Here is a 23,948-nt window from a genome sequence, read left to right as displayed (position 1 = left end):
GCGTTTTGCGGTGTATCTAGGTCGTGAAGAGCATTTTATGATGCTGAAAATGAACGAGAGTACGAACATTCTTGTGGACATAATGTCCGAAACAACAGCGACGGCCGCAGCTAGAGACATGATCGAGTTTGAGGAGGCATTTGCGCTCCATCACCGAACTGTCTTCCGGGCAGCACGATCCGTCGTGCAGGACGCGGCTCTCGCCGAGGACATCACCCAGGAAACTTTCCTCCGCCTCTACAAGCATCAGGATTCCATCACAGACAGTGAAATGCTCCGCCCGTGGCTCATAAGGGTCGCGATAAATCTTGCCAAGAACACTGTTCGAGGCAATGTTAGGGCGAACACGCGGGACGAAAATTACGTCAAAGAAACAGTGGAGACAGCGGTTCAGTCGATAGAGATCGACTATGAGGAATATTCCGGTGTCAACGAGATCTACAGGGCTCTGAACAAGATAAAAGAGCCGCTCAGGAGCTGCCTGATACTGAAGCAGCAAGGCCTCTCTTATAAAGAGATAGCCGCCAGCCTTGAGCTGAACGAAACGAGCATCGGCACTTTTGTCGCTCGGGCTAGGCAAGAATTTACTCGGTTTTACGGGAAGATCGGGAAGGATACGATATGAAGGAAGTTTGTTTAGACATAGGGATCATTCAGGCGTTTCTCGACAGTGAACTGTCGCACGACGAAACGGCTCGCGTCTCTGCACACATCGCGACCTGCGATAGTTGTGCCTTGATGCTCGCCGAAGCTGAAGAAGAATCCGCCTTTGTATTTCCCGTACTGGCCCGCGAAATGGACACGCTCGTCCCGACACAGCGTCTCTGGAACAAGATCAACGACTCGATCAAGGTCGAGAAGCAAAACCAGCCTTTTTGGGAAAAGGCATGGGCGTTCTTACGCATTTCGCTGGCGAATCCCTCGATGGTGGCAGCGGCGAGTTTGCTGTTGGTTTTTGGCGTGGTTGGAATTTTGTGGATCAATAAGGCTCGCACGGATGTTACGGTGGCCACAGTCACAAACCGTCCCGTGATGAAACAGACAGACGCGGCTCCGGTGGTTGATAAGACTTCCGCTCCGGAATCGACTCCGACGGCAGTTGCGGCGCCGGAATCGGACAGCACGGCATTCAAACCTGAGCGTGCGATCTATCGCCCTGAGGTTAGGCGTCCCGCAGTTGCCGAGGCCGACCGAAATCCGGTCTCGTTGAACGGCTACATGCCGGGCGAAGAGAGCTACGTGAAGACCATTTCGACGCTCGGAAAAACGGTCGATGAGACAAAGGACGGTGTTCTTCGCCCTTCCGAAAGGATTGCATACGAACGCGATATGGCGGTGGTAAATGACACCATTGCAAAGATGAGAACTGAGGTAATGCGAAATCCTAAGAACGAGACCGCCAAGCAGATCCTGTATTCGTCATACCAGAACAAGATCGACCTTCTGAATTCGGTCGCGCAGAAAGAGGAGTTGGTTGCGAGCCTTAAATAGGGCGACACGAAACCGGATCTGATGAACAAGCTCATTGAAAACCCCATCCTCGGTGCGGCAGCGGCGATATTACTCACGCTGAGTCCTATCGTCGCCGCTACCCAAACGGTTCGAATCGAACCGCCTGCAAAACCCGATGTTAAGATCAGCCCGCCTTCGCCGGAAGCCCGGCTTTCAGTGCCGCCGCGTTATCCCGTGCCTGCTCACGGGCCGCAGGATAGCTACGAAAGGTCAATTGCCGTTGACAGTGGAGTGAACCTGCTTCTTGGTTGCATTCTCGAGGGAACTGTCAGGGTTAATGGCTGGAATCGCAGCGAGGTCCGGGTTTTTGTCGGCGAGGGCAATAAATTCAATTTTCGGACGCTCCAGAAAAGTTCTAAGACGGGCCAACCGGTTTGGATCAAACTCGTCGGTGAAGACTCAAAAAGCAAGTTCGGCCCATCCAGCGAGTGCATTTCCGGTAGTGAGATAGAGATCGACGCTCCCGTGAATTCGACGATCACGATCAAGGGACGCGAGATCACGACCACTATTGACACCGTAAAGAAAGTGGACGTGAGCAGTATTGGCGGGAACATTTCATTGCGAAACATTTCAAGCGGCGTCTCGGCTAGCGCGGGACAAGGTGACATAACCGTTGAAAGCTCGCAAGGAGCGATGAATCTCAGCACGACAACGGGCAATATTCTCGTATTCGAAGCGGGGCCAAGCGAGATCGGCGATGCGTTCAAGGCAAACACGAACAGCGGGGCAATTGCCCTCCAGTCGCTTGAATATCGACAGATGACCGTCGATTCAGTGACAGGCTCGGTGGCTTACACCGGCGAGATACTCAGCGGAGGTTCCTACAACCTGCGTACTTCAAAGGGCTCGATCAGATTGACGATACCGGCGAGATCTTCGTTTCAGATGTGGGCTACCTACGGATTTGGTAATTTCTCGACTGAGATACCCGTAGATATTGCCACGGAAAACATCAGCCCGGGCCCGATCAAGAGCATCCGCGGCAAAGCCGGTTCCGGTGACGCGACACTCAAACTAACCACAAATAACGGCAGTATCGGGATCAAGAAAATGTAACCTACTGATGCTCGATCCGCCGTTTGGTTCTTGACTCAAATTGCTCCGCCATTGACGGCATATCGTCATTCCCTTCGTCTCTGGACATCCTTTCCACACGCCACATCGGGAAAAAGTTGTCGCTCATGTTCAGATAAACCTCATCCGCCACGATCGATTTGCACCAATCGTCAAAATAGCTCAGATCGATCGACCTGATCGTGATCCCAGCCGGGCTGAGCTCATTCAAAACGCCCAGTAGCTTTTCGCGTGGGCTGTGCAGAACAACAATTACGACATCACCGGCTTCGATCTTCATGAGAAAGATTGTCGCTGATTTCCGCTTTTCGTGCCACTGATATGGCACCTTCCTTGGCGGACTCTGCGGCTTTGCGACTTTGCGGGAAAAGTCGATTTCTACAACAGTGTTTCCCGCAAAGACGCAAAGGGTGCAAAGAAAACAAAGCGACAAGGAAAAACCTAAGACACGTATCGATTTCTTTCGCTTTGCTCGCAGATAAACTAAAATCATATTTCATATCTGAAATTCGCCCGATGCATATCTCAAAGATCGAGCTTGAGAACATCAAATCTCACGTCTCCACGACAATCCAATTCGAACGCGGAACCACGGCCATCACCGGCGAGAACGGTGCCGGGAAAACCACGATAATCGAGGCGATCGCATGGGTTCTTTTTGATCTTCTTGAATATAAAAAAGAAGATTTCGTCCGGCGTGGAGCAAAAAAAGGCTCGGTTACCGTTACCTTCGAAAGCGGAATCGACGAACGCGAATACATCGTCTATCGCGATTCCGGATCGGGTTATCACGTCATTGACCCGCGACTCCAAATGCGGATCGCGGACAAGAAGGAAGAGGTTTTTCGCTTTCTCTGGCAGCATCTCGGGCTTGAGCCGGGAACTGATCTCAAATCACTTTTCCGCCAGGCCATCGGAGTTCCACAGGGCACGTTCACCGCTATCTTCCTCGAAGGTTCGACCGAGCGAAAGGTCGCATTCGACCGTTTGTTAAAGGTTGAGGAATATCGTCAGGCCGCCGAAAAACTTCGTGAAACGACCCGTTATCTCGATGTCTCGATCAGCGGCATCCGCGAAGACATCGCTCGCGCGGAAGGCGAGTTATCCCGTTCCGACACGGTCGAAGAAGAACACAAACGAACCGCCGAACAGACGGCAAATCTAACCGTCGAGATGGAACAACTGTCCGCCGACCTCGAAACGAGGCAGATCCGCGTCAAAGCTCTCGATGAAGAAGAACGGCGTCTTTCCGGCCTAAAAACAGCCCTCGACCGCAGTCGTGCGGAAAGGGACCGTGCGGAACTCGTTTTCAAACAGTCTCAGCTCGCACACGAACGTGCGGCCGTCGCGACGGACAAGATCGCAATCGCTCGCCCCGATCACGAACGCCATATAGCGACCCTCGGACGCCTGACCGACCTAGAACGCGAACGCAATAAACGCGATCAGCTACGTTCTGAGCTGAATAAAACTACCACTGCGATCGCCAGCGTTAACGCCGAAAAAACACGGCTCGATCGCGATCTAAAGAATATCCTTGACGCCCGCGAAGAGATAGTCCTGCTTCGCCCAAAGGCCATCGAGCAGGAAGCGATCGAAAAAGAGATCGTCGCTCTTCGCGAAGCGATCACAAATGCCAAGAACGCCGACGAGCGTATCGGCAGCATCAACTCCCAGCTAGGCCGAATGCGCGAGCGCTACAAACAAATTCAGCAGGACATCAAAGCCGCTGAGGCCGGCCTGATCGCCGCCGAAGCCCAACCTTCGCTCGAAAAACGCGAGACCGAGATCGTCGCCGGAATTGCAACGCTGAAAGCAAACCTCGAACGAGATGAAAAATTCCAAAGCGAGGTCCGCAACGGCCTCTGCCCGATCCTCTCGCAGCGATGCCTGAATCTGAAAGAAGGCGAGACGCTCGAAAGCTATCTGTCGGGCCAGTTCCTCGATCTCAAATCTCAAATTTCAAATTTTGAATCGGAGCGAACACAGATCCAGGCTCAACTGACCGCCGCCCGCGAAGGGCAAACGCTCGCAAGGGCGCTCGAAAGTTTCCGTACCCGCGAGCAAGAACTGCGCGACGAAGGTGCCGCCCTTAACGCAAAAAAAGCGGCTCTCGAACAGCAGCAAAATGTTGCCGACGGAGAGCGTCGCATCGCTGAAGCTGAAAAGCAGCTTAGATCGCTCGCCGATCCCGCCGCGCGAATTCGTATCCTCGAAAAGGAATCGCTCCGCGAGGCCGATATTCGCGAGGGGCTCGGCAATGTCGAGAGCAATCTCGAACGCCTCACCAGCGACCGGAAGCTGCTAGACGAACAGCTTGAGGAATTTAAGGAACTCGACGCACACTGGACGCGTTTAACCTCTGAACGCGACGCGACTGCCGAGGCTCATCGGGTATTCCTGGCGAATGAAACCGAGGCAAACGCGTTGGAGCAAAGAAAGTGTGACCTCGACAACGCTTCAGCAGAACTCGCATCCAAGTCTGCGTTGGTTGAAACGGCTGAGAACGATCTCGCTGCCGCCGGTTCGGACTACGATCCGGACCGTCACAAGATCGAGCGAACCGAATTGCTCAATGTCGAACGCCGTTCGGCTGAGGTCAAAGCGACATTCGAGGCGGCGAAAAAGCGTGAAACGCAGCTCGCGGCCGAACTCGCGAGATTTACTGAGCTGCGAAAGTCGCTCGCCGACGAATTCCGCGAAAAAGAACGCCTCGAAAAGGTCTCGGAAGCGACGGCATTTATTCGTGATACGCTCAAGGAAGCCGCTCCGCGTGTCGCCCGCAACTACGTTCATCACGTCTCGCTGGAAGCGAACCAAATGTTTCGCGAGATCACCGGCAACGGCGACCGCACGCTGAAATGGGCGGACGATTATTCGATAATCCTGGAGGAAGACGGCTTTGAAAGGCCGTTCGTGAGCCTTTCGGGCGGCGAACAGATGTCGGCAGCTTTGTCAGTGCGGCTCGCTTTGCTAAAGCAACTGAGCGACATCCGCATCGCGTTCTTCGACGAGCCAACCACCAACATGGACGCCGAACGCCGCGAAAACTTCGCCCAACAGATCAGCCGCATCACGCATTTCGATCAGCTATTCGTGATCTCGCATGATGATACGTTTGATAGTTATGTAGACAATGTGCTTTCGCTAAGTTGAAGGATGGAAATAGCCGAGAATATTGCTAGGTTTGCTAGGATCGCTGAGCGATATTGCGCGTGGGCGGAAGTCACGACGTCGGATCCTGAAGCTGATATGAAGATGGCCCGCACACTTCTAGCGGAACTTCATGTCGCCGCCATCGGACTTGATGATATTGGTTGTGGCGATGATACAGAGCAAGTAGTTAGCTCTGAGGATTGGCATGTCATTCTGGAGAGATTTCAAGCATTGCCGATTGACCTTTATTGGGATGTCTTCGATCCACTTAAAGAAGAACCACCAGTTCTAAATTCTCTTTCGGACGATCTTGCGGATATGTATCGCGATATCAAAGAAGGCATGGTTCTATATAAACGTGCCAAAATCGTTGAGGCCGTTTGGGAATGGCGATTTAATTTTCACATTCATTGGGGTGCTCATCTTACAGGAGCCCAACGAGCGATACACAGCTATTTGGCGGATAAATCATATTAATGAAACAAGTAACAATAGTCTGCGACGGCTCGAGCCTTGGCAATGGAAAAGGCAATCCGCGGGCGGCGGCAGTGGCTGTACTTGGCTTTAAGGGCTATTGGCGAGCGGTCGGCGAGTATCTCGGAGCAGCAACGAATCAGCAAGCCGAGGTTGCGGCGGCGGCGATCGGGCTGGAGAATCTAAAGGAGCCGTGCAGCGTAACGATCTGGTCGGATTCCCGCTACGTCGTCGAGACGATGGGCGGCACATGGAAAAGAAAAACTAATCACGATTGGTGGAAAAGACTCGATAACGCAGCCAAACCGCATCAAATAATCTGGAAATGGGTCAAAGGCCACAGCGGGCACAGCGTCCAGGAAGTCGCCGACTCAATGGCGAGGAAAATGGCGGAGCTTGGGTACGTGGATGAGGACCTATTGGAGGAATCAGTAGTAGAATTGGGGACAATTCAAATTTAACCGCAGAGACGCGGAGACGCAGAGAAGAATTTTTAACCACGGATGAGATCGGATAGACACGGATCAGAAAAGACGATAGATGGAGCATTTACCGCTCCTCCTCTATCTGTGTCCATCCGCGTTAATCCGTTGTTAAAACTCCTATCTCAGCGTCTCTGCGTCTCTGCGGTAATATTCCTACTGACAACGCTAACCATCACTGCCCAGATCCGCACGGGACAAGGCTGGGTCTGGCAAAATCCTTCGCCGCAAGGAAATCCGCTTTATTCTATACACTTCGCTCCGGACAAAGAGATCGGATATGCGGTCGGTTCGGATAATACGGTTTTGCGCACCGTCGACGGCGGTTTTCGATGGTTAAGGCAGGATATTCCATTTTCAGATGTGACGTTCTCGTCCGTGTTCGTGAAGGATAAGAATATCGCATTCGTTGTCGGTGCCCGCGGCACGATCTATACGACCGACAACGGCGGCAAAGACTGGCGACGAGTCGCCACCGAGGTCAAAGACCATTTTTCATCGATCAAATTCACCGGAGCAGACCAAAAAACCGGCTGGATAACCGGAACATACGGCTGCATCCTAAAAACCACCGACGGCGGCCTGACGTGGAAGCCGCAAGCCTCCGGAACATCGGAAAACCTCCTACATATCGACCTCCGCGACGAATCACATGCGATCGCCGTCGGCCTCGGCGGTGTCACGCTCGCAACTTCCGATGGCGGCGAGACATGGAAAGCGTCTGATCCTTGCGCAGGCTCGATCGTCTCTGACGCCGCATACATCGCCGAAAACAATATCGTTGCGTCGGGTTACGGCGGCTGTGTGGCGGTCAGCGAGGACAGCGGTGCGACGTGGACACGAGTTAATATTTTCAGCCGTGCCGACCTGCTTTCCATTTCGTTCGCAGACGATCAAAACGGCTCGATGACCGATGCGAACGGCATGGTCTGGGTCACCGGCGACGGTGGCAAAACGTGGCTGCCGTTCAATGTTCTAACCAATCCGAAGCTTGTTTCCGTATTCATGGGCGACAAATTCACTGGCTGGGCGGTTGGCGAGAACGGCCTTATCCTGCGCACCAACGACGGCGGATTTAGCTGGCGCCGTCTGAGCGAAGGCGGTCGAGAGAATGTAAATGACCTCGTCTTTCTCGACGACGAGATCGGCGTCGCGGTCGGTTCGCGGGGCAAGATCTGGCTTACAAACGACGCCGGCCGCGAATGGATACCGACATTCTCAGGAACGCTCTCAAATCTGAATTCCGCGTTCTTCTTCGACGGCCAACGCGGCTGGGTCGTCGGTGACAGCGGCACGGTCCTCCGCACGATCAACGGCGGAGCAAGCTGGGGCAAAGGCATCTCTGGCATTACCGAAGATCTGATGTCGGTCAATTTCGTCTCCGACAAGATCGGCTTCGCTGTCGGCTCTTCAGGAACCATTCTGCGAACCGACACGGCCGGTGCGTACTGGCAGAAATTCGAATCAGGCACAAAGATGTGGCTCGAGGATGTGAAGTTCTTTGACGATAGGACCGGTGTGGTCATCGGTGACAAAGGTACAATACTTCGCACGACCGATGGTGCGGTGACCTGGACGGCAGTCAAGACTGGTGTCCGCGACAATCTGTATTCGCTCAGCTTTTACGATGATAAGAACGGTTTTATCGTCGGCTCGGGCGGCATTACGCTGCGAACTACCGATGGCGGCGTTACCTGGCAGGATCAGGAATCTGCATCCCGATTTAACCTTTTTGCGGTGCAGGCGTTCGGCCCCGAAGCCGCGATTGCGGTGGGTGAACTTGGAACCATTCTCGTTACCGAAGACGGCGGAAAAACGTGGGCCGTACAGCCAAGCATCACCAGCAAAGTCCTCCAGGCCATCGTCTATCGCGGCGGCAGCAAGGTCTGGGTCGCCGGCCGCGGCGGCACGATGATAAAGCGAACCGAATCGCTGTCGCCACGCACGCTGACCGTTCCCAAAGGTCCGCCGATCCTGAAAACCGCTCCCCCACGGGAACGACCAAAAGCCCGCGTGCCGCTGATCACGGTGACCGACGATGGGGATATTCCGTTCGCTACACCGGTGAAAAAGCCTTAACCTTTTTTTAACGCAAAGTCGCTAAGTGGCAAAGACGCAAGGGTGCTAATAAATTAGGCATGACAGAATGCTCATCCTATTATCTTCACCTTTGCGTCTTTGCTTCTTAGCGTCTTTGCGTTAAGAACTCTTTTCCACAATTACAGATATCCATTCCCCCGACGTATCAAATTTGAAATTTGAGATCTGAGATTCCTGAAGCGCCGCAGTGATGATGGGTTGCTGTTCGGCAAGAATGCCGGACAACAGCAAAAGAGAGCCTGTTTTTGCGAGCAGAAGTTTCAATATCGGCACGATCACATCGACTGTCAGATTGGCGAAAACAAAATCGTAAACCGGTGCGTCTTCGCGAAGCGGCCCGTCTGCAAATTCGATCCAATCGACGTTGTTCAAGACCGCGTTCTCCCGGGCTATCTTGACGGAATCTTCGTCGGTGTCGCAGGCGAAAAGGGTTTTCGCTCCGAGCTTTGCGGCAGCAATGGCGAGAATTCCCGTTCCGGTTCCAACGTCGAGAACTGACTGTCCCGGTTCATAAACCTCGCCGATGGCTTTCAGACAAAGCTTCGTCGTGTCATGGGTCCCCGTTCCAAAAGCCATGTTCGGCTCGATCTTTATGACGATCTTGTCGGTTTCGGTGACATTTTCCCAAGGCGGGGCGATGATGAATTTGCCGATCTCGGTCGGCTTCCAATGCTTCTTCCACTCGGCGAGCCAGTCGGTTTCCTCAACCACCCGCGTCTCGAAGCTTTCGATCACGCTGCTGTCGAGGCCGTGAATTCGCAGCGAATCCTCGATCGCCTCTGCTATTTCAACCGCTCCCGGCAATTCAGCAAAAAAGCCCGTGACCATCTGCGGCTCGCCTTTTTTCTTGCGCAGGCTGTCGATCTCGATGCCGAGACACTCGAGTTCGTTCAGCGCAAATTCGATCGCCTCGCCCGCATTCGGGTCGGCGACGATATCGACGGCATACCATGTCTTTAGATCTGTTGTCATTATTGAGAAAAAACTACTTCTTTTGATGCACGCCGATCTCATCGAGCGTCTGTTCCCGATTGCGCCAATCTTCGACTACTTTTACGAAGAGTTTTAGAAAAACTCTTTTCCCCAGCAGATTCTCAATATCGATCCGTGCCTTCGTCCCGATATCCTTGATCCTGGCTCCCATCTTCCCAATAACGATCTTCTTTTGCGAAGCCCGTTCGACGAAGATCGCACAATAAATATTCGTAATCTCAGCATCGGATTCGTCAAATACCTCAGTGATGACAGCCGTTACATATGGAATCTCTTCACCGGTCGAGATGAGAATCTTCTCTCGAACCATTTCAGACACGATGCTCCGCACCGGCTGATCGGTCATCTCGTCTTCGCTGAAGATCGGATCGCCGACGGGCAGGTGTTTGATGATCTGATCAAGCAAAGTCTCGATCGCATCGCCTTTCAGAGCAGACAGCGGAATGATCTCGGCAAATTCATACTCAGCCGCGTAACTCTCGATCAGTGGCAGCAGATTGCCCTTTTCCTTGATCTTATCGACCTTGTTCAGCACAAGAATGGCCGTCTTTCCCGATTGTTTCACGAGATCGAGCACAAATTTGTCCCCGTTACCTGTCGAAACGCTCGCGTCCCGCATCAGCACGAGCACATCGACCGACATTATCGCGTCATGCACCGCCGACATCATTCGTCTGTTGAGCAAATGTCCGGGTTTATGCACGCCCGGCGTGTCCACAAAGACGATCTGACCGTCGTCACGAGTGACAATTCCCTGAATTCTGTGACGCGTCGTCTGAGGTTTGTTCGAGACAGCCGCGATCTTTTCGCCGACGAGGCGGTTGAGCAAAGTAGATTTTCCGGCATTCGGCCGTCCGATGAGCGCGACATAGCCGCTTTTGAAGTCGTTTTGTGACATTACTTAGACGGTAGCAGAATTTGCGGGAAATGTTGAAGTGAGAAGTCCGGAGTTCCGCGTTCGCGGCGGAACTCCGGACCGAAGGTTACGGCTTGATCAATCTCGCCTTCGCATCCAACGCCTCTTTATATCCGCCGCCGCGAACGTCGTCGAGTTTGATGGCTTCGTCATAGAGTTTGATCGCGTAGGCCTTGTCGTTGTTGTATTCGTAAATGCGGCCGAGGGCGACGAATGTCAGGGAAAGCAGCGCCGCGTCGGTCGTCTGCGTCGCATTCTTTAGAACTTCCGTGTAAGCTCTTTTGGCCTCGAGGAGCTTCAAAGCCTGGGCTTCCGGATCTTCGATCGCCACGGCCTGTAGTCCGGCGACGCGACCGATGTTGAAATGTATCCGCGGCTCGGTCGGATTCTTGGTCAGCAGCAGTTTCAGATCGCTGTCCGCTTTCGCGTAATCCTTGGCGTTGATAAGCTTTTGGATCTCGAGCAGCCTCGTCGTCACTGGATTTTCGGCGACGATCATTCGCGTATCGGGTTTGATCTTGCGTTCCTCGCGAGTGGCGAGAGCTCGCTTGCGGGCTTCGGCAGTGGAGGCAACGCGGTCGCCTTCCTTTGAGGCATCGAATGCGAGGAGCATTTCCTTGAGCGACGCTCCGATATCAAAACCGGAATCCTCGATGCCTTTTAGCTGATCAGCAAAATAGAACGACAGCACGGCGCCTTTTTCGTAATCCTCGTACAAATGCTGGAGCGATTCGTCTGCGAGCGACTGCTCATAGGCTTTGAGTTCGTCGGTCAATCTCTTTTTCTCATCATCGCTTTTGAGAGTAAGGATCTTCGCACGCGACTGTTCCGTCGCGATCTTCAGCCTTGCGAACTCCGCCTGTTTGACATCGACCGCGGCGACCAGCGAGCGTGTCACCGCAAGAAAGAGGTCGGGCGTAATGCTCGGGTTGTTCTTGCGCTTTTCATCAAGGAGCGGTTTAACAAAGCCGCGAACGACCGCGATCTCTTTCGCATTATTCAGAACCAGCGGATCGATCACGAATTGTAAAAACGCCCGCCGTACCTCAGAAAAGCTTAGGTCCGTATCCGGCGGTACGATGACGTAATAATCATCACGAATATTGAGAAAATTGATAGTGCCCTTCGCCGCCAGTTTTTCGGGAACAAGGAAAAACCGTCGCTCGTGTTCACGCGTCTCGACCTGTTGCAATGTCGTGTTCTTGGTACCTTTCTTCGTTGTGGTCGTGAGGATCTTTTCCGTGAACGTGAGTTTTGGCCGAGTGTGAAGGTAATCAAGCAGTTCGCTCACCATCTCTCGGGCCGAGCGTCGGAGCACTGCGTCCGAATCCGCCTTATATTCCTTGATGTAATCGTCAAGCTTAGAGCTGATGACCGAGCGGCGATAAAATTCCCGTACCAGCGGTGCAAAATCCAGCACATCCAAAAGCGGGCCGGGCAGGTCGTTCGTGATAACGGGATCGCCGAGTTCCGGCACCGGCGTCAGCGTGTATGCCATCGAAATGAACGGCGCGATAACGTCGGCGTCCGTCGCTTTCGGATGGCTGCGTTTATATTGAGCAATAAAGGTCGAGATCTTGCGGCGAAGCTCAGGGTCGAGAGCGGCGTTGTCTTTCAGCAATTGCTCGCGAAACGGCACGCCCGCCTCAGAAAGAGGCGTGTTGATCATTTTTTCGTCAACACCGGCGGCATTCTTCTGAGTTGCGACTTCAAGTGCCGCGAGCACGACGATCAGGCGTTTGTCCGGTTCGATCCGTACACCGTAGTTCAAAAGATCAAAGCCCGATGGAACTGTCTGCCCACTGACGCTCAGAGCAAAAACCAAAAACAATAGAAAGAGAAATATTCGACGCATTATTACCTTTATCCTACAAGAATCTCATTAAAAAGATGAATCTCCGCTTCTTAAGGATGTATTCAAAGGAAAACAAAATAAGAAAGGATAGAGGAATCCAATAAATTCCCCTATCCCTTAACACTTTTAACGGCTAAAGAAGCTCAATGCCTCGTTTAGTTATAGCTGCTGAGAGCCGAAGCTTCGTCATCGAACGTATCGAAAACGGTCAAAAGCTTGGTGATCGCGAGCAGATCCTGGATCTTCTGCGTCAGGCTCAAAAGCTTGAGGATGCCGCCCTCTTTCTTGACAGCGGTAAAGCTCGAAACGAGTTCGCCGATACCGCTCGAATCGATGTATCCGACGCCGCCCAGATTGAGCAGGATCTTGTTTTTGCCTTCGCCAAGCAAGCGGCGAATGGTGTTACGCAAAGCAACGCTGCCTTCGCCGATGGTCACTTTACCGACCAGATCGAGTATCGTAACGTCGCCGGCCTGGCGTTCAGTTATGGTAATATCAGACATTTTTCTCTCCTCGTTTCCTTTTAAATTAAATTGCGATAGCAAATTCTAGCCCATATGTAGAAAATGGGAAAGTGAAAAGACCGGAAAGTGAGTTTATTTTTTAGAGCATCTCCACTTTCTCACCCGCTCATTCCCTCACACTCTCTGCATAAGGCTCGAAACCCTTACTTTTTCTTTAACATTTTGACCCGCAGGCCGCCATCGGTCGGGTTTTCCCATTCGACCTCGTCCATGAAAGACCTCATAAAGAGGATGCCGCGGCCATTTGTTTTCAAAAGATTTTCCGGGTCTGTCGGATCAGCGATGTCATCGACTGAAAATCCGGTGCCGTAATCACGTACCGTGATCTCAAAGCCCTCGGGCCGGTCGGCCATCGTCATCTGAACCGTTTTCGATTCGTCAAATTTATTGCCGTGTTTCACAGCATTTGCGACCGATTCGCGAACGGCGAGATCGACAGCGAAGGTGATCTCATCGCCAAATCCGCAGCTCTTGGCAAATTCGTCTGCCATCATTGCTGCTTCTTCGACCGATTCGATGCGGCTTGGCAACTCTATTTCACGCATAGCAAATTCAAGATATGTCTTGTAAGTTATAGGTTTACGACTGTTCCTGTCAAGACAGCCGCGTCGTATTCGGTCTAATATATTTTTATGAAAGTTAACCGCGCAGCTTCAGTTAACGGCAGCGTTAAATTACCCGGCGATAAATCTATCTCGCATCGGGCGGCAATGTTCGCCGCGATCGCCGAGGGAACGACACGGATAGAGAATTTTGCGACAAGCGCGGACTGTGCTTCGACGATCGAATGTTTCCGTGGCCTCGGCGTCAGGATCGAGCGTGAGGGCAATACCGTAACTGTTGCAGGCGTTGGGAAAACCGGTTTACTTGCACCATCGCAGCCGCTTGATTGCGGCAACAGCGGAACGACGATGCGGCTCATTTCGGGCATTCTCGCCGGGCAGAATTTCGAATCCACGCTGACCGGCGACGATTCGCTGCAAAGCCGCCCGATGAAACGCGTGATCGCTCCGCTCGGCCTAATGGGTTCGGTCATCCATTCGAACGAAGGCAAAGCACCGCTCACTATCAACGGCAAAAACCCGCTCATCGCGATCGAATACCAGCCGCCCGTCGCCTCCGCCCAGATAAAATCGTGCGTCCTGCTTGCCGGGCTCAATGCCAGCGGCGTGACCACCATCATCGAACCGGTTCAAACCCGCGACCACACCGAACGGATGCTCGAATGGTTCGGTGTTAACGTGCCGATCGAACGCGGCGAAAATGGTGCGAGAATTTCCGTCGCGGGCGATGCAAAACTAACTGCCCGAGATCTGATCGTGCCGTCTGACATTTCATCCGCGGCGTTCTTTATGGTGGCGGCAGCGTGTCTCGCGGGTTCCGATATCGTAATGCCGAACGTCGGCCTCAACCCGTCGCGGCGGGCGGTTCTCGACGTCATGATCGGTCTCGGAGCCGACATCGAACTGAGCGAATCACGAGAAACCTGCAATGAACCCGTCGCCGAGGTCCGCGTTAAGGGCGGCATCGGAGCTCCGACGATCTCGAATGTTCTCCGCGGCGACATTATCGCCAATCTGATCGACGAAGTCCCGATCCTGGCGGTTCTCGGCACACAGCTCGAAGACGGCATCGAGATCCGCGACGCTTCAGAACTTCGCGTTAAAGAATCCGACCGGATAACATCAGTCGTCGAGAATCTCAGACGAATGGGAGCCGCCGTCACAGAGTTTCCCGACGGCCTGCGGGTCGAAAGGTCAGATCTCAAAGGCGCCGAGATCGATTCGCACCACGACCACAGAATATCCATGGCATTCGCGATCGCCGGCCTCTTTGCCACCGGCGAAACCACCATCCACGGCGCCGAAGCCGCCGACGTTTCGTTCCCCGGGTTTTTCGAAATTCTTAGTTCTGTCGTAAGGTAGGAAGAATTGCCCACGAAAATCACGAAAGGCACGAAATAATTTTCAACCTTTGAAGATCTTGGTATCGCTACAGCGGCAATAGACACCACCTTTTTTCTTTTTTTAGTGCATTTCGTGCCTTTCGTGGGCAATTGTATTTGATGAATGACGTTCGTATAGCACTTACCGGTTTTATGGGCGTTGGGAAATCCAGCGTTGCTCGGCATCTGTCTCAGTTGCTGAGGAGCCGCCGTGTGGATCTCGATAACGTTATTGAACAGCGCGAGAAACGTTTGATCGTCGATATCATCGACACCGACGGAATCGACCGCTATCGTCAGATCGAGACGCACTATCTGGAACAGGTCATGCGCGAATCCACGACCAGCATCCTTTCGCTCGGCGGCGGCACGTGGACAATTCCCGGCAACCGTGAACTGCTCAAAGCCAATGGCTACACCAGCGTTTGGCTCGACGCGACTTTCGAGCATTGCTGGCTGAATATCTCGTTCTCGCGAAAGGAACGGCCGCTTGCTCGTGACAAACAGGCCACGATGAAACTCTTCGAAGAACGTCAAAAGATCTATTGCCTCGCGGATTGGCACGTGACCATTCGGCCGGGCTTTACATCACACGACGTGGCGCGTCAGATCGTGGACGAGATTTTTTCTTAAATAGCGATTTTCCTGTTGCTAAAATTCTCGCTTTCAATCAATAATTATCTCACTAAATAATTTAGTCCGTTCTCGCATTTTGAGGCCGGAATTTGTTATGTAGGATGGGGGTCAATATTCGATACCCATGGCACCAGATAATAAATTTATTAAGACCGATCGTTCGGGAGGAAAAATGAAAGTTAAAGTTTTTACAGTTCTAACTTTGGCCTTTGCTTTGTTCATGATGGCTTGCGGTAAAAGCGATGCCGATCTGCAAAAAGCGGCCACGGATAAGCTTACTGCTGAGAAGGTCACCGGCGTGACCGTTGCTGTCAAAGATGGCGTTGCTACGCTGACCGGCGAAGTCGCTGATGCTGCTGTCAAGAGCAAGGCCGAAGCAGCCGTTAAAGGTGTCGAAGGCATCAAATCTGTTGACGTTGCTAAGCTGACGCTCAAGCCGCTGCCAACACCGCCGCCGCCGTCACCGGACAAAATGCTTGAAGGCACAGTCATCGAAGGCCTTAAGAAAAAAGGCATCGACGGCGTGACCGTAACCGTAGCCAACGGCGAAGTAACGCTGACCGGCAAGGTTGACAAGGCTAAAGTGCCTGAAGTCATGATGGTCGCTAATGAAGCTAAGCCAAGCAAGGTCATCAACAACCTCAACAAATAGGCGTCAATTAAGGAGTAATTATGTCAGTACAGGAAAAATACGTATCACTTCTCGAACTAGCCAACTCAAACGGCACGTCCTATGAGCTGAGCGAAGGCGACGGAGTTTTGCACATCACCGGAACCGCTCCGAGCGACGAAGCAAAAGCTGAACTGTGGGCGGAATATGAACGTCTCGATCCAGACTTTCAGTCGAGCGATCTCATTCTTAACATCACAACCGGAGCCGGCGACGCCGGCGGCGGAGCCAATACCTACACCGTAGTCTCAGGCGACAGCCTCTCAAAGATCGGTGCAAAATACGGCATCGCCTGGAAAGCCATCTGGGACGCCAACCGCGACATCCTCAACCACCCGGACAAGATCTATCCGGGCCAGGAATTGAAGATTCCCTAAACGGAACTTTTTTCCGCGTTTAGTGTGCACTCTGGCATGGTCACTCTGTGGTCTTGCCAGAGTGCATTTTCTTTTTCCCCGCGTCTTGCGGATTAAATTAAGCTTCCTGAACGACAGCTCGATGTCATCTGATCTGAGATCCGGGGGAACTGATTCGCGCATAAAAAGCCACCGATTGGTAGAGTTCTCCACGTTTGACCAATCTGCCAAATAACTCTACCAAACCGCCTGGTTTTGCCTCCCGAGAGCCCAAATACCTTTGACCAATCATAGGTTGCCGGCAGTCATATCACGGATTGTCGGCTTTCGTACCGGGCAGTAAAAATCGTGATCTTGAACGAGCTTTCATAAAAGTGTGAAACGATTCACATTTAAATCAGCCATTTCAAACCCGACAAATGGCCAAAATCAGTGCGCGCACATTTTTCTCCCCCGCGAAGAACTCGAAAACTCATCGCAGATTACTTATATCGCCGATTTTGTTAAAGTTTTTAGTAATGGCATTGGAGACAGACTTTATCGTTATCGGAAGCGGCGTGGCAGGGTTGCGTGCCTCGGTCGAACTCGCAACGAGCGGTGCACGCGTGACCGTTTTAACTAAGGACAAGGCGAGCGAATCGAACACCGAATATGCCCAGGGCGGCGTTGCCGTCGTGCTGTCAGAGGATGATAACGCCGAGCTCCACGAAGACGACACCCTCATCGCCGGAGCCGGGCTTTGCGACAAGCAGGCAGTCGAAACGCTCGTCACCGAAGGCACGACCTACATCAAACAGCTCATCGATTGGGGTACGGAATTCGACAAAGAAGGCGGCAAGCTCCTCATGGGCCAGGAAGCCGCACACTCGCGCCGCCGAATTCTCCACGCCCACGGCGATTCGACCGGAGCTGAATTTGTCCGGTCGCTCATCGCTCGTGCCGGTCAGGAAAAGACGATAAACCTAACACCATTCGCCAATACCGAGAGCCTGATAGTCCACGACGGCCGCTGCGTTGGGGTCCGATTCCTCGACCCGATCCTGCGAGCTCCGCGTGATATATATGCCAAGGCCGTGATAATGTGCACCGGCGGAGCGGGCCAGCTTTATCTACACACAACCAACCCGCCCGTCGCGACCGGCGACGGCATGGCGATGGCGTATTTTGCTGGCGCCGAGATGGCGGATATGGAGTTTATCCAGTTCCACCCGACCGCTCTAAGTATTGAAAACGCCCCGCGTTTCCTGCTCACAGAAGCAATGCGAGGCGAAGGCGGCCAGCTCAAGAATAAGTACGGCGAACGTTTTATGGGCCGCTACGACGACCGGCTCGAGCTCGCACCGCGTGACATCGTTTCCCGCTCGATCGTCGCCGAAATGCGGCGTACAGGCACGCGAGAGGTCTACCTCGACATGACCGCAATGGACGAGGAATTCCTAAAGCATCGCTTCCCAAAGATCTATGAGGTCTGCCAGTCTTACGGCCTGAACATCGCAAATGATATGCTTCCCGTCTCACCGGCGTCGCACTACTGCATGGGCGGAATTAGAACGGACCTTTGGGGCCGAAGCACTGTTCCGGGCCTTTATGCGGCCGGTGAGGTGACTTGTACCGGCGTTCACGGAGCGAACAGATTGGCGTCAAATTCCCTGCTCGAAGGGCTCGTATTTGGAGCGAGAGCGGGCAAAGCGGTGGCGGATGATAATTCGGAATTTCAAATTTCAAACCTGAAATTTGAAACCGCGAGGTCCGATGCGTCGAATGCTGAAGCTGGAATTGCCACCGCCGTCAAAAAACGTATCAAACGCGTAATGTGGGAACGCGTCGGCATTCTGCGGGATAAGGATTCGCTAAAGCGGGCTTTGAAGGAATTCGGCCAGATAGAATCTGGAAATCTGGGCACATCTTCGCGAAACTTCGTGACACTCGCCAAGCTTGTCGCAACGGCGGCCCTTTGGCGTGAGGAATCTCGCGGTGGGCATTACCGCAACGATTTTCCAGAACAGAACGAAGAATGGCGGGTTCACTCCATACAGGAATTGGATGAGCCGATTTCTTCTGCTGAGAGTATCAGTTTTTGACCGAACTGGTTTATACTATCGAAACTCAAAATTACGTTAGACAGATCCGTTCTCCCCGAAACCGATAATCTATGGAAGGCACCGCCACCGTATTAAATCTGGCGTCGATAGTCACACATCACGCCCGCCTCGCACCGCAGAAAGAAGCCATAGTCTGGGGTGATGTCCGCATGACCTACCGGGAGCTTGACCAGCTCTCGAACCGTGTCGCAAATGCTCTGGTCGAAATGGGAATCGGCCACGGCGATAAGGTAGCGCTCAATTGCGTAAACCTGCCGTATTTCCCCGTCGTTTATTACGGGATCATGAAAGCCGGTGCGGCAGTCGTGCCGCTATGTGTCCTGTTCAAGGCGGCTGAGATCGAATACCAGCTCCGTGACTCAGACTCTAAAGCGGTCTTTGTTTTCGAAGGAACGCCCGAGTTGCCGATGCTGGAGGCGACCAAAGAGGCCTTTGATAAGGTCGAATCATGCGGCGAACTGGTGGTTCTGACTGCAGATCTGATGGGTGAATCTCCACTGCCGGAACACAAAACCCTGATGCAGCTGACGTTTGATAAATCGGAGCATTTCGACGCCTATCCGACGAACCCGAATGACACGTGCGCGATTCTCTATACATCAGGAACGACCGGACAGCCGAAAGGTGCAGAACTCACGCACCTCAACCTCTGGTCTAACAGTGTAACGACCTACAGCATCCACATGCCGCTACTGGATTTCACTGATCAGCAGCAGAAATCGTGCCTGATCACGCTGCCCCTGTTTCACACGACCGGCCAGACGGTGCAGATGAACACCCAGCTCTATGGCGGCAACCGGGTCGTGCTGCTTCCGCGATTCGAGCCGCGGGCAACGCTTGATACCATGGTGGCCGAAAAGATCAATTTCTGGGTCGGCGTGCCGACGATGTATTGGGCCTTGCTTAAATACGTCAAGGAAAACGATTACGATATCAGCCATATCGCCGACAATATGAAGGTCTGTACCTCCGGCGGTGCCCCGATGCCGGTCAATTTGATGATGGAGTTTCAGGAGAAATTCGGCGTCCGGGTGATGGAAGGCTACGGGCTTTCCGAAACATCTCCCCTCGCGACAACCAATCATTTTGAAAAGCCGTCAAAACCCGGAACGGTCGGCCAGCCCATCTTCGGAGTGGACGTTAGATGCTTTGACGATGAGGACAACGAGGTTCCACGCGGCACCAGAGGCGAGATCGTCATTCGCGGGACGAACGTCATGAAAGGCTATTACAAACGGCCCGCGGCGACTGCGGAAGCCTTTCGCAATGGCTGGTTTCACACCGGCGACATCGGTATTCAGGATGAAGAAGGTTACATCTCGATCGTCGATCGGAAGAAAGACATGATTCTTCGCGGCGGCTACAACGTGTATCCGCGGCAGCTAGAAGAGGTCATCATCACCCATCCGTCGGTCTCGCTTTGTGCAGTCATCGGCGTTCCGGACGAGCGTTTGGGCGAGGAGGTAAAAGCATTCGTGGTTCTTCACCCCGGTCATGAGCTTACAGCCGAAGAGTTCATCGAGTGGTGCAAGGCAAAGATCGCTGCGAATAAATATCCTCGCCACGTGGAGTTTCGAACGGAACTGCCGATCGGCAACACCGGCAAGATCTTCAAACGTGCACTCAAGGAACAATCCGCGTAACTGGTCTAGATGTTAAGCAAAAAGGTCGTAATAGTAGTTTATCTCGCCTTCGCCGCAGCGGCTGTCGCTTGTACCGGATCTAAACCTTCCCGTTACCTGATCGCCGAAAATAAGAGCTATGAAGCCTCGCTCTTTCGCCAGAACTGCTCGATCTGCCACGGCCCCGAAGCCGAAGGCAAAACGCTTAGCGACGGGAAGGTAATCCCAAACATCCGTGACGGCGAACATAAATATAAAACCGACGAAGAGATATACCGCCACATATCCGAAGGCGGCAATGGCATGATCGCCTTCAAATACCAACTAACGCCGAGAGAGATAAATCTGCTCGTCGGGCTCGTGCAAAATAATCTAAGGGCGGGTCAGAACCATACCCGTTAGTGCTTGCTCGGCCTAATTATCAACGACTGTGCGGCTGCCCACTTACGCAGGCGGTTCTGACAATGTATTATTCAAATTATGAAAGCATTGATCACGGGAGCCTCAGGCCTGTTAGGCCAGGCGTTGCAAAAGTCGTTTAGGGCAAAGGGTTATGAGCTACTGCTCGCCTCGCGAAAAGAACCGACCGATCCTCTCCACATTCAATGGTCGATCGAAGGCGGTTTCACAAACCCCGAAGAGCTCGAGGGCGTCGATATTGTCGTCCACCTCGCCGGCGAGAACGTCAGCGGCCTGCGTTGGACTGACGAAAAGAAAAAAAGCAATCCGCGACAGCCGCGTTCTGGGCACACGGAACGTTGTCGATGCGATTTCAAAACTCAAGCACAAACCGAAGGTTTTTATCGCCTCATCCGCCATTGGATTCTATGGCGAACGTGGTGATGAAGAGGTTACAGAATCGAGCGCGGCGGGCGACAATTTTCTCGCCGGTGTCTGCAAAGAGTGGGAAGCCGAATCACGCCGTGCAGAGGACGCTGGCATTCGCACCGTTCTGCTTCGTACCGGCATTGTCTTATCCAAAGATGGTGGAGCTTTATCGACAATGCTGCTTCCATTCAAAATGGGCGTGGGCGGCGTGGTCGGCAGCGGCAAACAGTGGATGAGCTGGATCTCGCTTGATGACGAGATCGCAATAATCAATTTCGCTATCGAGAACGAAAATATCCGCGGAGCAGTGAACGCGGTTTCACCAAATCCGGTCACAAATCACGACTTCACAAAAACCCTCGGCGATGTCCTATACCGACCGACATTCCTCCCGCTCCCCGAGTTTGCAGTCAGCATGATTTTCGGCGAAATGGGCGATGCTCTACTATTAGCAAGTACAAGAGTGATACCGAAAAGGCTTGAAGATGCAGGATTCGAGTTCAAATACCCGGATTTGAAACCGGCGATCGAACATGCGGTCGTATAGCAGTTTCTTAACGCAAAGGAGAAAAGACGCAAAGTAAATACATTGTTCCTTTGCGTCTTTGCTCTTTGCTCTAAACTGTCCTGAAAATAACCGGTCGGCTTGGGCTCGCGTCAGATTCGAACGGAGCGATCTGTAGATTCAACAGATATTCGCCGTCTACGACCGCGTTTGGAACATAGATCAACTCGGTCACAGTGCTTCGTATTCGGGTGTATTGATCAACCTCCCGGCTTCCTACATCAATATTCCAGAAAATTCGGTGGTTTTCTAGTCTGCCCTGATCTAACAAGCGGTCGATGGACGGCAGATCCACCAGGAGATGTTTGAAACCACATTCAACGACATATTGCATTGCCTTGGGGGTGAAATACGGCGGAATATTCTCACCGTCGTACAATCTCGACAGCTTGGTCTCATCATTCGGCAAGGTGCGTACTACCAGAGCGCCAAAGCCAGTGGCAACGCCCGCTTCCTTTAGTGCGTCTATTCCGATCACGAGATCCCCGCTATAAGTAGAAGGCTCAACAGAGATCAGCACCGCCCGCATAATGATGTCCTGCAGACAGTCACGAACCGAGATCCGCGCATCCGTAATATGCCCGACGCATTCAGTATGCGTGCCGTTGCAATGTGGAATGAACGTCAACTGCTCGAAGTTAACGCTCGAACCATCACGAGTGTCACCGAGAGTTTTTGCAAGTGCGGCCTCAACTCCAAACGCGTTCGGCTGCGGCCCGCCGAATCGTAGCGGGATCGAAAGATCGGCGACGAATTGATAGTTACTCATAGATCCTTGACAGCCGCCAGTACACTGGCGAGATCAAGTTCGCCTACGTTCTCAGTTTTCGCGCATATCGTCATGAGCAACGCGTCCTGAGCATTTCCCCGAGCCTTTGCAACCGAATACGGCAGATCTTCGCGAAACGTGACCATCGAGTACTTTGAGAAATAGTCAGGAAAGGTCTGCTCGAGCTTTGTTTCGAGTTCCCTTTTTTTGACAAAAACCGGATCGGCGACAGCATCACGCATTTCGTAGAAGTTTTCCTCAGCGAGATCAGCGATCGCATCCGTGTTTATTTTTCTTAGTTCGCCGTATTCGTCATAAACCGTTTGCCATTCTGTGCCATGTTTGTCGATAAGTTGGTCAAGCACCCGCACGTCCTCAAACGCACAGTTCATTCCCTGGCCATAAAACGGAACCACTGCGTGGGCTGAGTCACCGAGAAGCAGGGCCTTTCCGTCTGCGTTCCATGGAAAGCACTTCACAGTTCCAAGGTTTCCGGTCGGATTCGCAAAATAGTCTTCGGCAAGCGTTGGCATCAGAGCGGTCGCGTCCGGGAAGTTCTCTTCGAAGAATTGCAACATAGTTGCCTGGCCCTGCAGTTTCTCAAAGCTGTTCTCGCCCTTGTGAGCAAAGAACAATGTGCAAGTGAAGCTGCCGTCGAAATTTGGCAGGGCAATCATCATGAACTTATTTCGCGGCCAGATGTGGAGTACATTCTTTTCGAGTTGGAATCCACCGCCCGGCCCCGCCGGAATATGCAATTCTTTGTAACCGTGCTCGAGCCACTTTTGCGAGAAATCGAACCGCTCAACGCCCCCGTTCATCATTGCGTAACGAACCGTCGAACCTGCTCCGTCGGTTGCGATCACGGTGTCGCCGGTAACAAAGGAGCCACTGGAAAATTGAGCCTGGCCCGTTCGACAGTCAAAGTATGTGCATCGTTCGTTGAAACAAAATGTGACATTTGAGTATTTCTCTGCCTCATTCATCAAAGCGATATTCAAGCCGGAACGCGAAACCGAATTTATGTATTCGCCCTGACGGCCCGAATAAGGCAGCAGTTTTGTCTCACCTGAGACCGTGTGGATCAACCGTCCCTGCATCGGAACGGCTTCAGCAAGCATGTAATCGTCCATGCCGATCTCGCGCAGGGCGGCAATGCCTCGATCCGAAAGCGCGAGATTAATAGAGCGGCCCGCTGCAACTTCCTCAAGCCGCATGTCAGCGCGGGCTTCGTAAACATCCACGGTAATCCCGCGTTTCGCAAGATAAATTGAGAGCAGGGAGCCGGCGAGGCCGGCCCCGATAATAACTACCTTTGACATACTATAAATTGACGAACAACGGCTTCGAACGATATAGATCTAAG

22 protein-coding genes and 1 pseudogene are annotated in these 23,948 nt (G+C 52.8%); 15 read left to right on the top strand and 8 right to left on the bottom strand.

The window, feature by feature from the left end; genetic code table 11:
• Positions 1-49 precede the first annotated feature (49 nt).
• The 3 genes from IPG22_01685 to IPG22_01675 are packed head-to-tail and all read left to right on the top strand — an operon-like array spanning position 50 to position 2,571.
• Positions 50-625, top strand: a complete 576-nt coding sequence (locus tag IPG22_01685; protein ID MBK6587022.1) for a sigma-70 family RNA polymerase sigma factor — start codon at positions 50-52, stop codon at positions 623-625.
• On the top strand, positions 622-1,491 hold the full coding sequence (locus tag IPG22_01680; protein ID MBK6587021.1) for a zf-HC2 domain-containing protein: 870 nt from the start codon (positions 622-624) through the stop codon (positions 1,489-1,491). The genes IPG22_01685 and IPG22_01680 overlap by 4 nt, the downstream gene beginning before the upstream one ends.
• A 21-nt stretch (positions 1,492-1,512) precedes the next feature.
• Positions 1,513-2,571 (top strand): hypothetical protein, encoded by a 1,059-nt coding sequence (locus IPG22_01675; GenBank protein ID MBK6587020.1) that lies wholly within the window; start codon positions 1,513-1,515, stop codon positions 2,569-2,571.
• Between the two features lies 1 nt (position 2,572).
• Here IPG22_01675 and IPG22_01670 read toward each other — a convergent pair whose 3' ends face one another.
• Complete coding sequence (locus tag IPG22_01670; GenBank protein ID MBK6587019.1) at positions 2,573-2,869, bottom strand: hypothetical protein; 297 nt, start codon at positions 2,867-2,869, stop codon at positions 2,573-2,575.
• 236 nt (positions 2,870-3,105) lie between these two features.
• Here IPG22_01670 and IPG22_01665 point away from each other — a divergent pair, with 236 nt between their 5' ends.
• The 4 genes from IPG22_01665 to IPG22_01650 are packed head-to-tail and all read left to right on the top strand — an operon-like array spanning position 3,106 to position 8,780.
• Positions 3,106-5,745 carry an AAA family ATPase gene (locus IPG22_01665; GenBank protein MBK6587018.1) on the top strand — a complete coding sequence of 880 codons (2,640 nt, stop codon included), beginning with the start codon at positions 3,106-3,108 and terminating at the stop codon, positions 5,743-5,745.
• Between the two features lie 3 nt (positions 5,746-5,748).
• The gene (locus IPG22_01660; GenBank protein ID MBK6587017.1) at positions 5,749-6,222 is read left to right on the top strand and encodes a DUF5063 domain-containing protein; all 474 of its coding nucleotides are present in this window, start codon (positions 5,749-5,751) and stop codon (positions 6,220-6,222) included.
• Positions 6,222-6,680 carry a ribonuclease HI gene (locus tag IPG22_01655; protein ID MBK6587016.1) on the top strand — a complete coding sequence of 153 codons (459 nt, stop codon included), beginning with the start codon at positions 6,222-6,224 and terminating at the stop codon, positions 6,678-6,680. Before IPG22_01660 ends, IPG22_01655 begins: the two co-directional genes overlap by 1 nt.
• 42 nt (positions 6,681-6,722) lie before the next feature.
• On the top strand, positions 6,723-8,780 hold the full coding sequence (locus tag IPG22_01650) for a hypothetical protein (GenBank protein MBK6587015.1): 2,058 nt from the start codon (positions 6,723-6,725) through the stop codon (positions 8,778-8,780).
• Between the two features lie 120 nt (positions 8,781-8,900).
• Here the strand turns inward: IPG22_01650 and IPG22_01645 are convergent, their stop codons facing one another.
• From IPG22_01645 to IPG22_01625, 5 genes are all read right to left on the bottom strand, one after another.
• A complete protein-coding gene (locus IPG22_01645) occupies positions 8,901-9,773 on the bottom strand; it encodes a 50S ribosomal protein L11 methyltransferase (protein MBK6587014.1) in 873 nt (290 codons plus the stop codon).
• Between the two features lie 13 nt (positions 9,774-9,786).
• Positions 9,787-10,692: a GTPase Era gene (gene era / locus IPG22_01640; protein ID MBK6587013.1), complete on the bottom strand. Its 906-nt coding sequence runs from the start codon at positions 10,690-10,692 to the stop codon at positions 9,787-9,789.
• An 85-nt stretch (positions 10,693-10,777) separates the two neighbouring features.
• Positions 10,778-12,565 carry a hypothetical protein gene (locus IPG22_01635; GenBank protein MBK6587012.1) on the bottom strand — a complete coding sequence of 596 codons (1,788 nt, stop codon included), beginning with the start codon at positions 12,563-12,565 and terminating at the stop codon, positions 10,778-10,780.
• A 155-nt stretch (positions 12,566-12,720) separates the two neighbouring features.
• Positions 12,721-13,068 carry an STAS domain-containing protein gene (locus tag IPG22_01630; protein ID MBK6587011.1) on the bottom strand — a complete coding sequence of 116 codons (348 nt, stop codon included), beginning with the start codon at positions 13,066-13,068 and terminating at the stop codon, positions 12,721-12,723.
• A gap of 164 nt (positions 13,069-13,232) precedes the next feature.
• Positions 13,233-13,634 (bottom strand): ATP-binding protein, encoded by a 402-nt coding sequence (locus IPG22_01625; GenBank protein MBK6587010.1) that lies wholly within the window; start codon positions 13,632-13,634, stop codon positions 13,233-13,235.
• Between the two features lie 87 nt (positions 13,635-13,721).
• Between IPG22_01625 and aroA the strand changes: the two genes are divergently transcribed.
• From aroA to IPG22_01585, 8 genes and pseudogenes are all read left to right on the top strand, one after another.
• Complete coding sequence (aroA, locus tag IPG22_01620; protein ID MBK6587009.1) at positions 13,722-15,014, top strand: 3-phosphoshikimate 1-carboxyvinyltransferase; 1,293 nt, start codon at positions 13,722-13,724, stop codon at positions 15,012-15,014.
• A gap of 140 nt (positions 15,015-15,154) precedes the next feature.
• A complete protein-coding gene (locus IPG22_01615) occupies positions 15,155-15,667 on the top strand; it encodes a hypothetical protein (protein ID MBK6587008.1) in 513 nt (170 codons plus the stop codon).
• A 175-nt stretch (positions 15,668-15,842) separates the two neighbouring features.
• Positions 15,843-16,322: a BON domain-containing protein gene (locus IPG22_01610; protein ID MBK6587007.1), complete on the top strand. Its 480-nt coding sequence runs from the start codon at positions 15,843-15,845 to the stop codon at positions 16,320-16,322.
• A gap of 20 nt (positions 16,323-16,342) precedes the next feature.
• A complete protein-coding gene (locus tag IPG22_01605) occupies positions 16,343-16,717 on the top strand; it encodes a LysM peptidoglycan-binding domain-containing protein (protein ID MBK6587006.1) in 375 nt (124 codons plus the stop codon).
• 497 nt (positions 16,718-17,214) lie between these two features.
• Entirely contained in the window at positions 17,215-18,777 is a 1,563-nt protein-coding gene (gene nadB, locus IPG22_01600; GenBank protein ID MBK6587005.1) for an L-aspartate oxidase, read from the top strand.
• A gap of 71 nt (positions 18,778-18,848) precedes the next feature.
• Positions 18,849-20,441, top strand: coding sequence for a long-chain fatty acid--CoA ligase (locus IPG22_01595; GenBank protein ID MBK6587004.1), 1,593 nt, complete (start codon positions 18,849-18,851; stop codon positions 20,439-20,441).
• A 9-nt stretch (positions 20,442-20,450) separates the two neighbouring features.
• Entirely contained in the window at positions 20,451-20,822 is a 372-nt protein-coding gene (locus tag IPG22_01590) for a cytochrome c (protein MBK6587003.1), read from the top strand.
• A 78-nt stretch (positions 20,823-20,900) separates the two neighbouring features.
• Positions 20,901-21,795: pseudogene (locus IPG22_01585) on the top strand (TIGR01777 family protein).
• 70 nt (positions 21,796-21,865) lie between these two features.
• Here the strand turns inward: IPG22_01585 and IPG22_01580 are convergent.
• Together IPG22_01580 and IPG22_01575 are read right to left on the bottom strand one after the other, a co-directional pair.
• The gene (locus IPG22_01580) at positions 21,866-22,582 is read right to left on the bottom strand and encodes a cyclase family protein (protein MBK6587002.1); all 717 of its coding nucleotides are present in this window, start codon (positions 22,580-22,582) and stop codon (positions 21,866-21,868) included.
• A complete protein-coding gene (locus IPG22_01575) occupies positions 22,579-23,904 on the bottom strand; it encodes an FAD-dependent monooxygenase (protein MBK6587001.1) in 1,326 nt (441 codons plus the stop codon). Before IPG22_01575 ends, IPG22_01580 begins: the two co-directional genes overlap by 4 nt.
• Positions 23,905-23,948 lie beyond the last annotated feature (44 nt).

It is taken from the genome of Acidobacteriota bacterium, from assembly GCA_016703965.1.
In the GTDB taxonomy this organism is placed as follows: Bacteria; Acidobacteriota; Blastocatellia; order Pyrinomonadales; family Pyrinomonadaceae; genus OLB17.
Note: the sequence above shows the minus strand (reverse complement) of the source record. Positions and strands in the feature narration are given on the sequence as shown.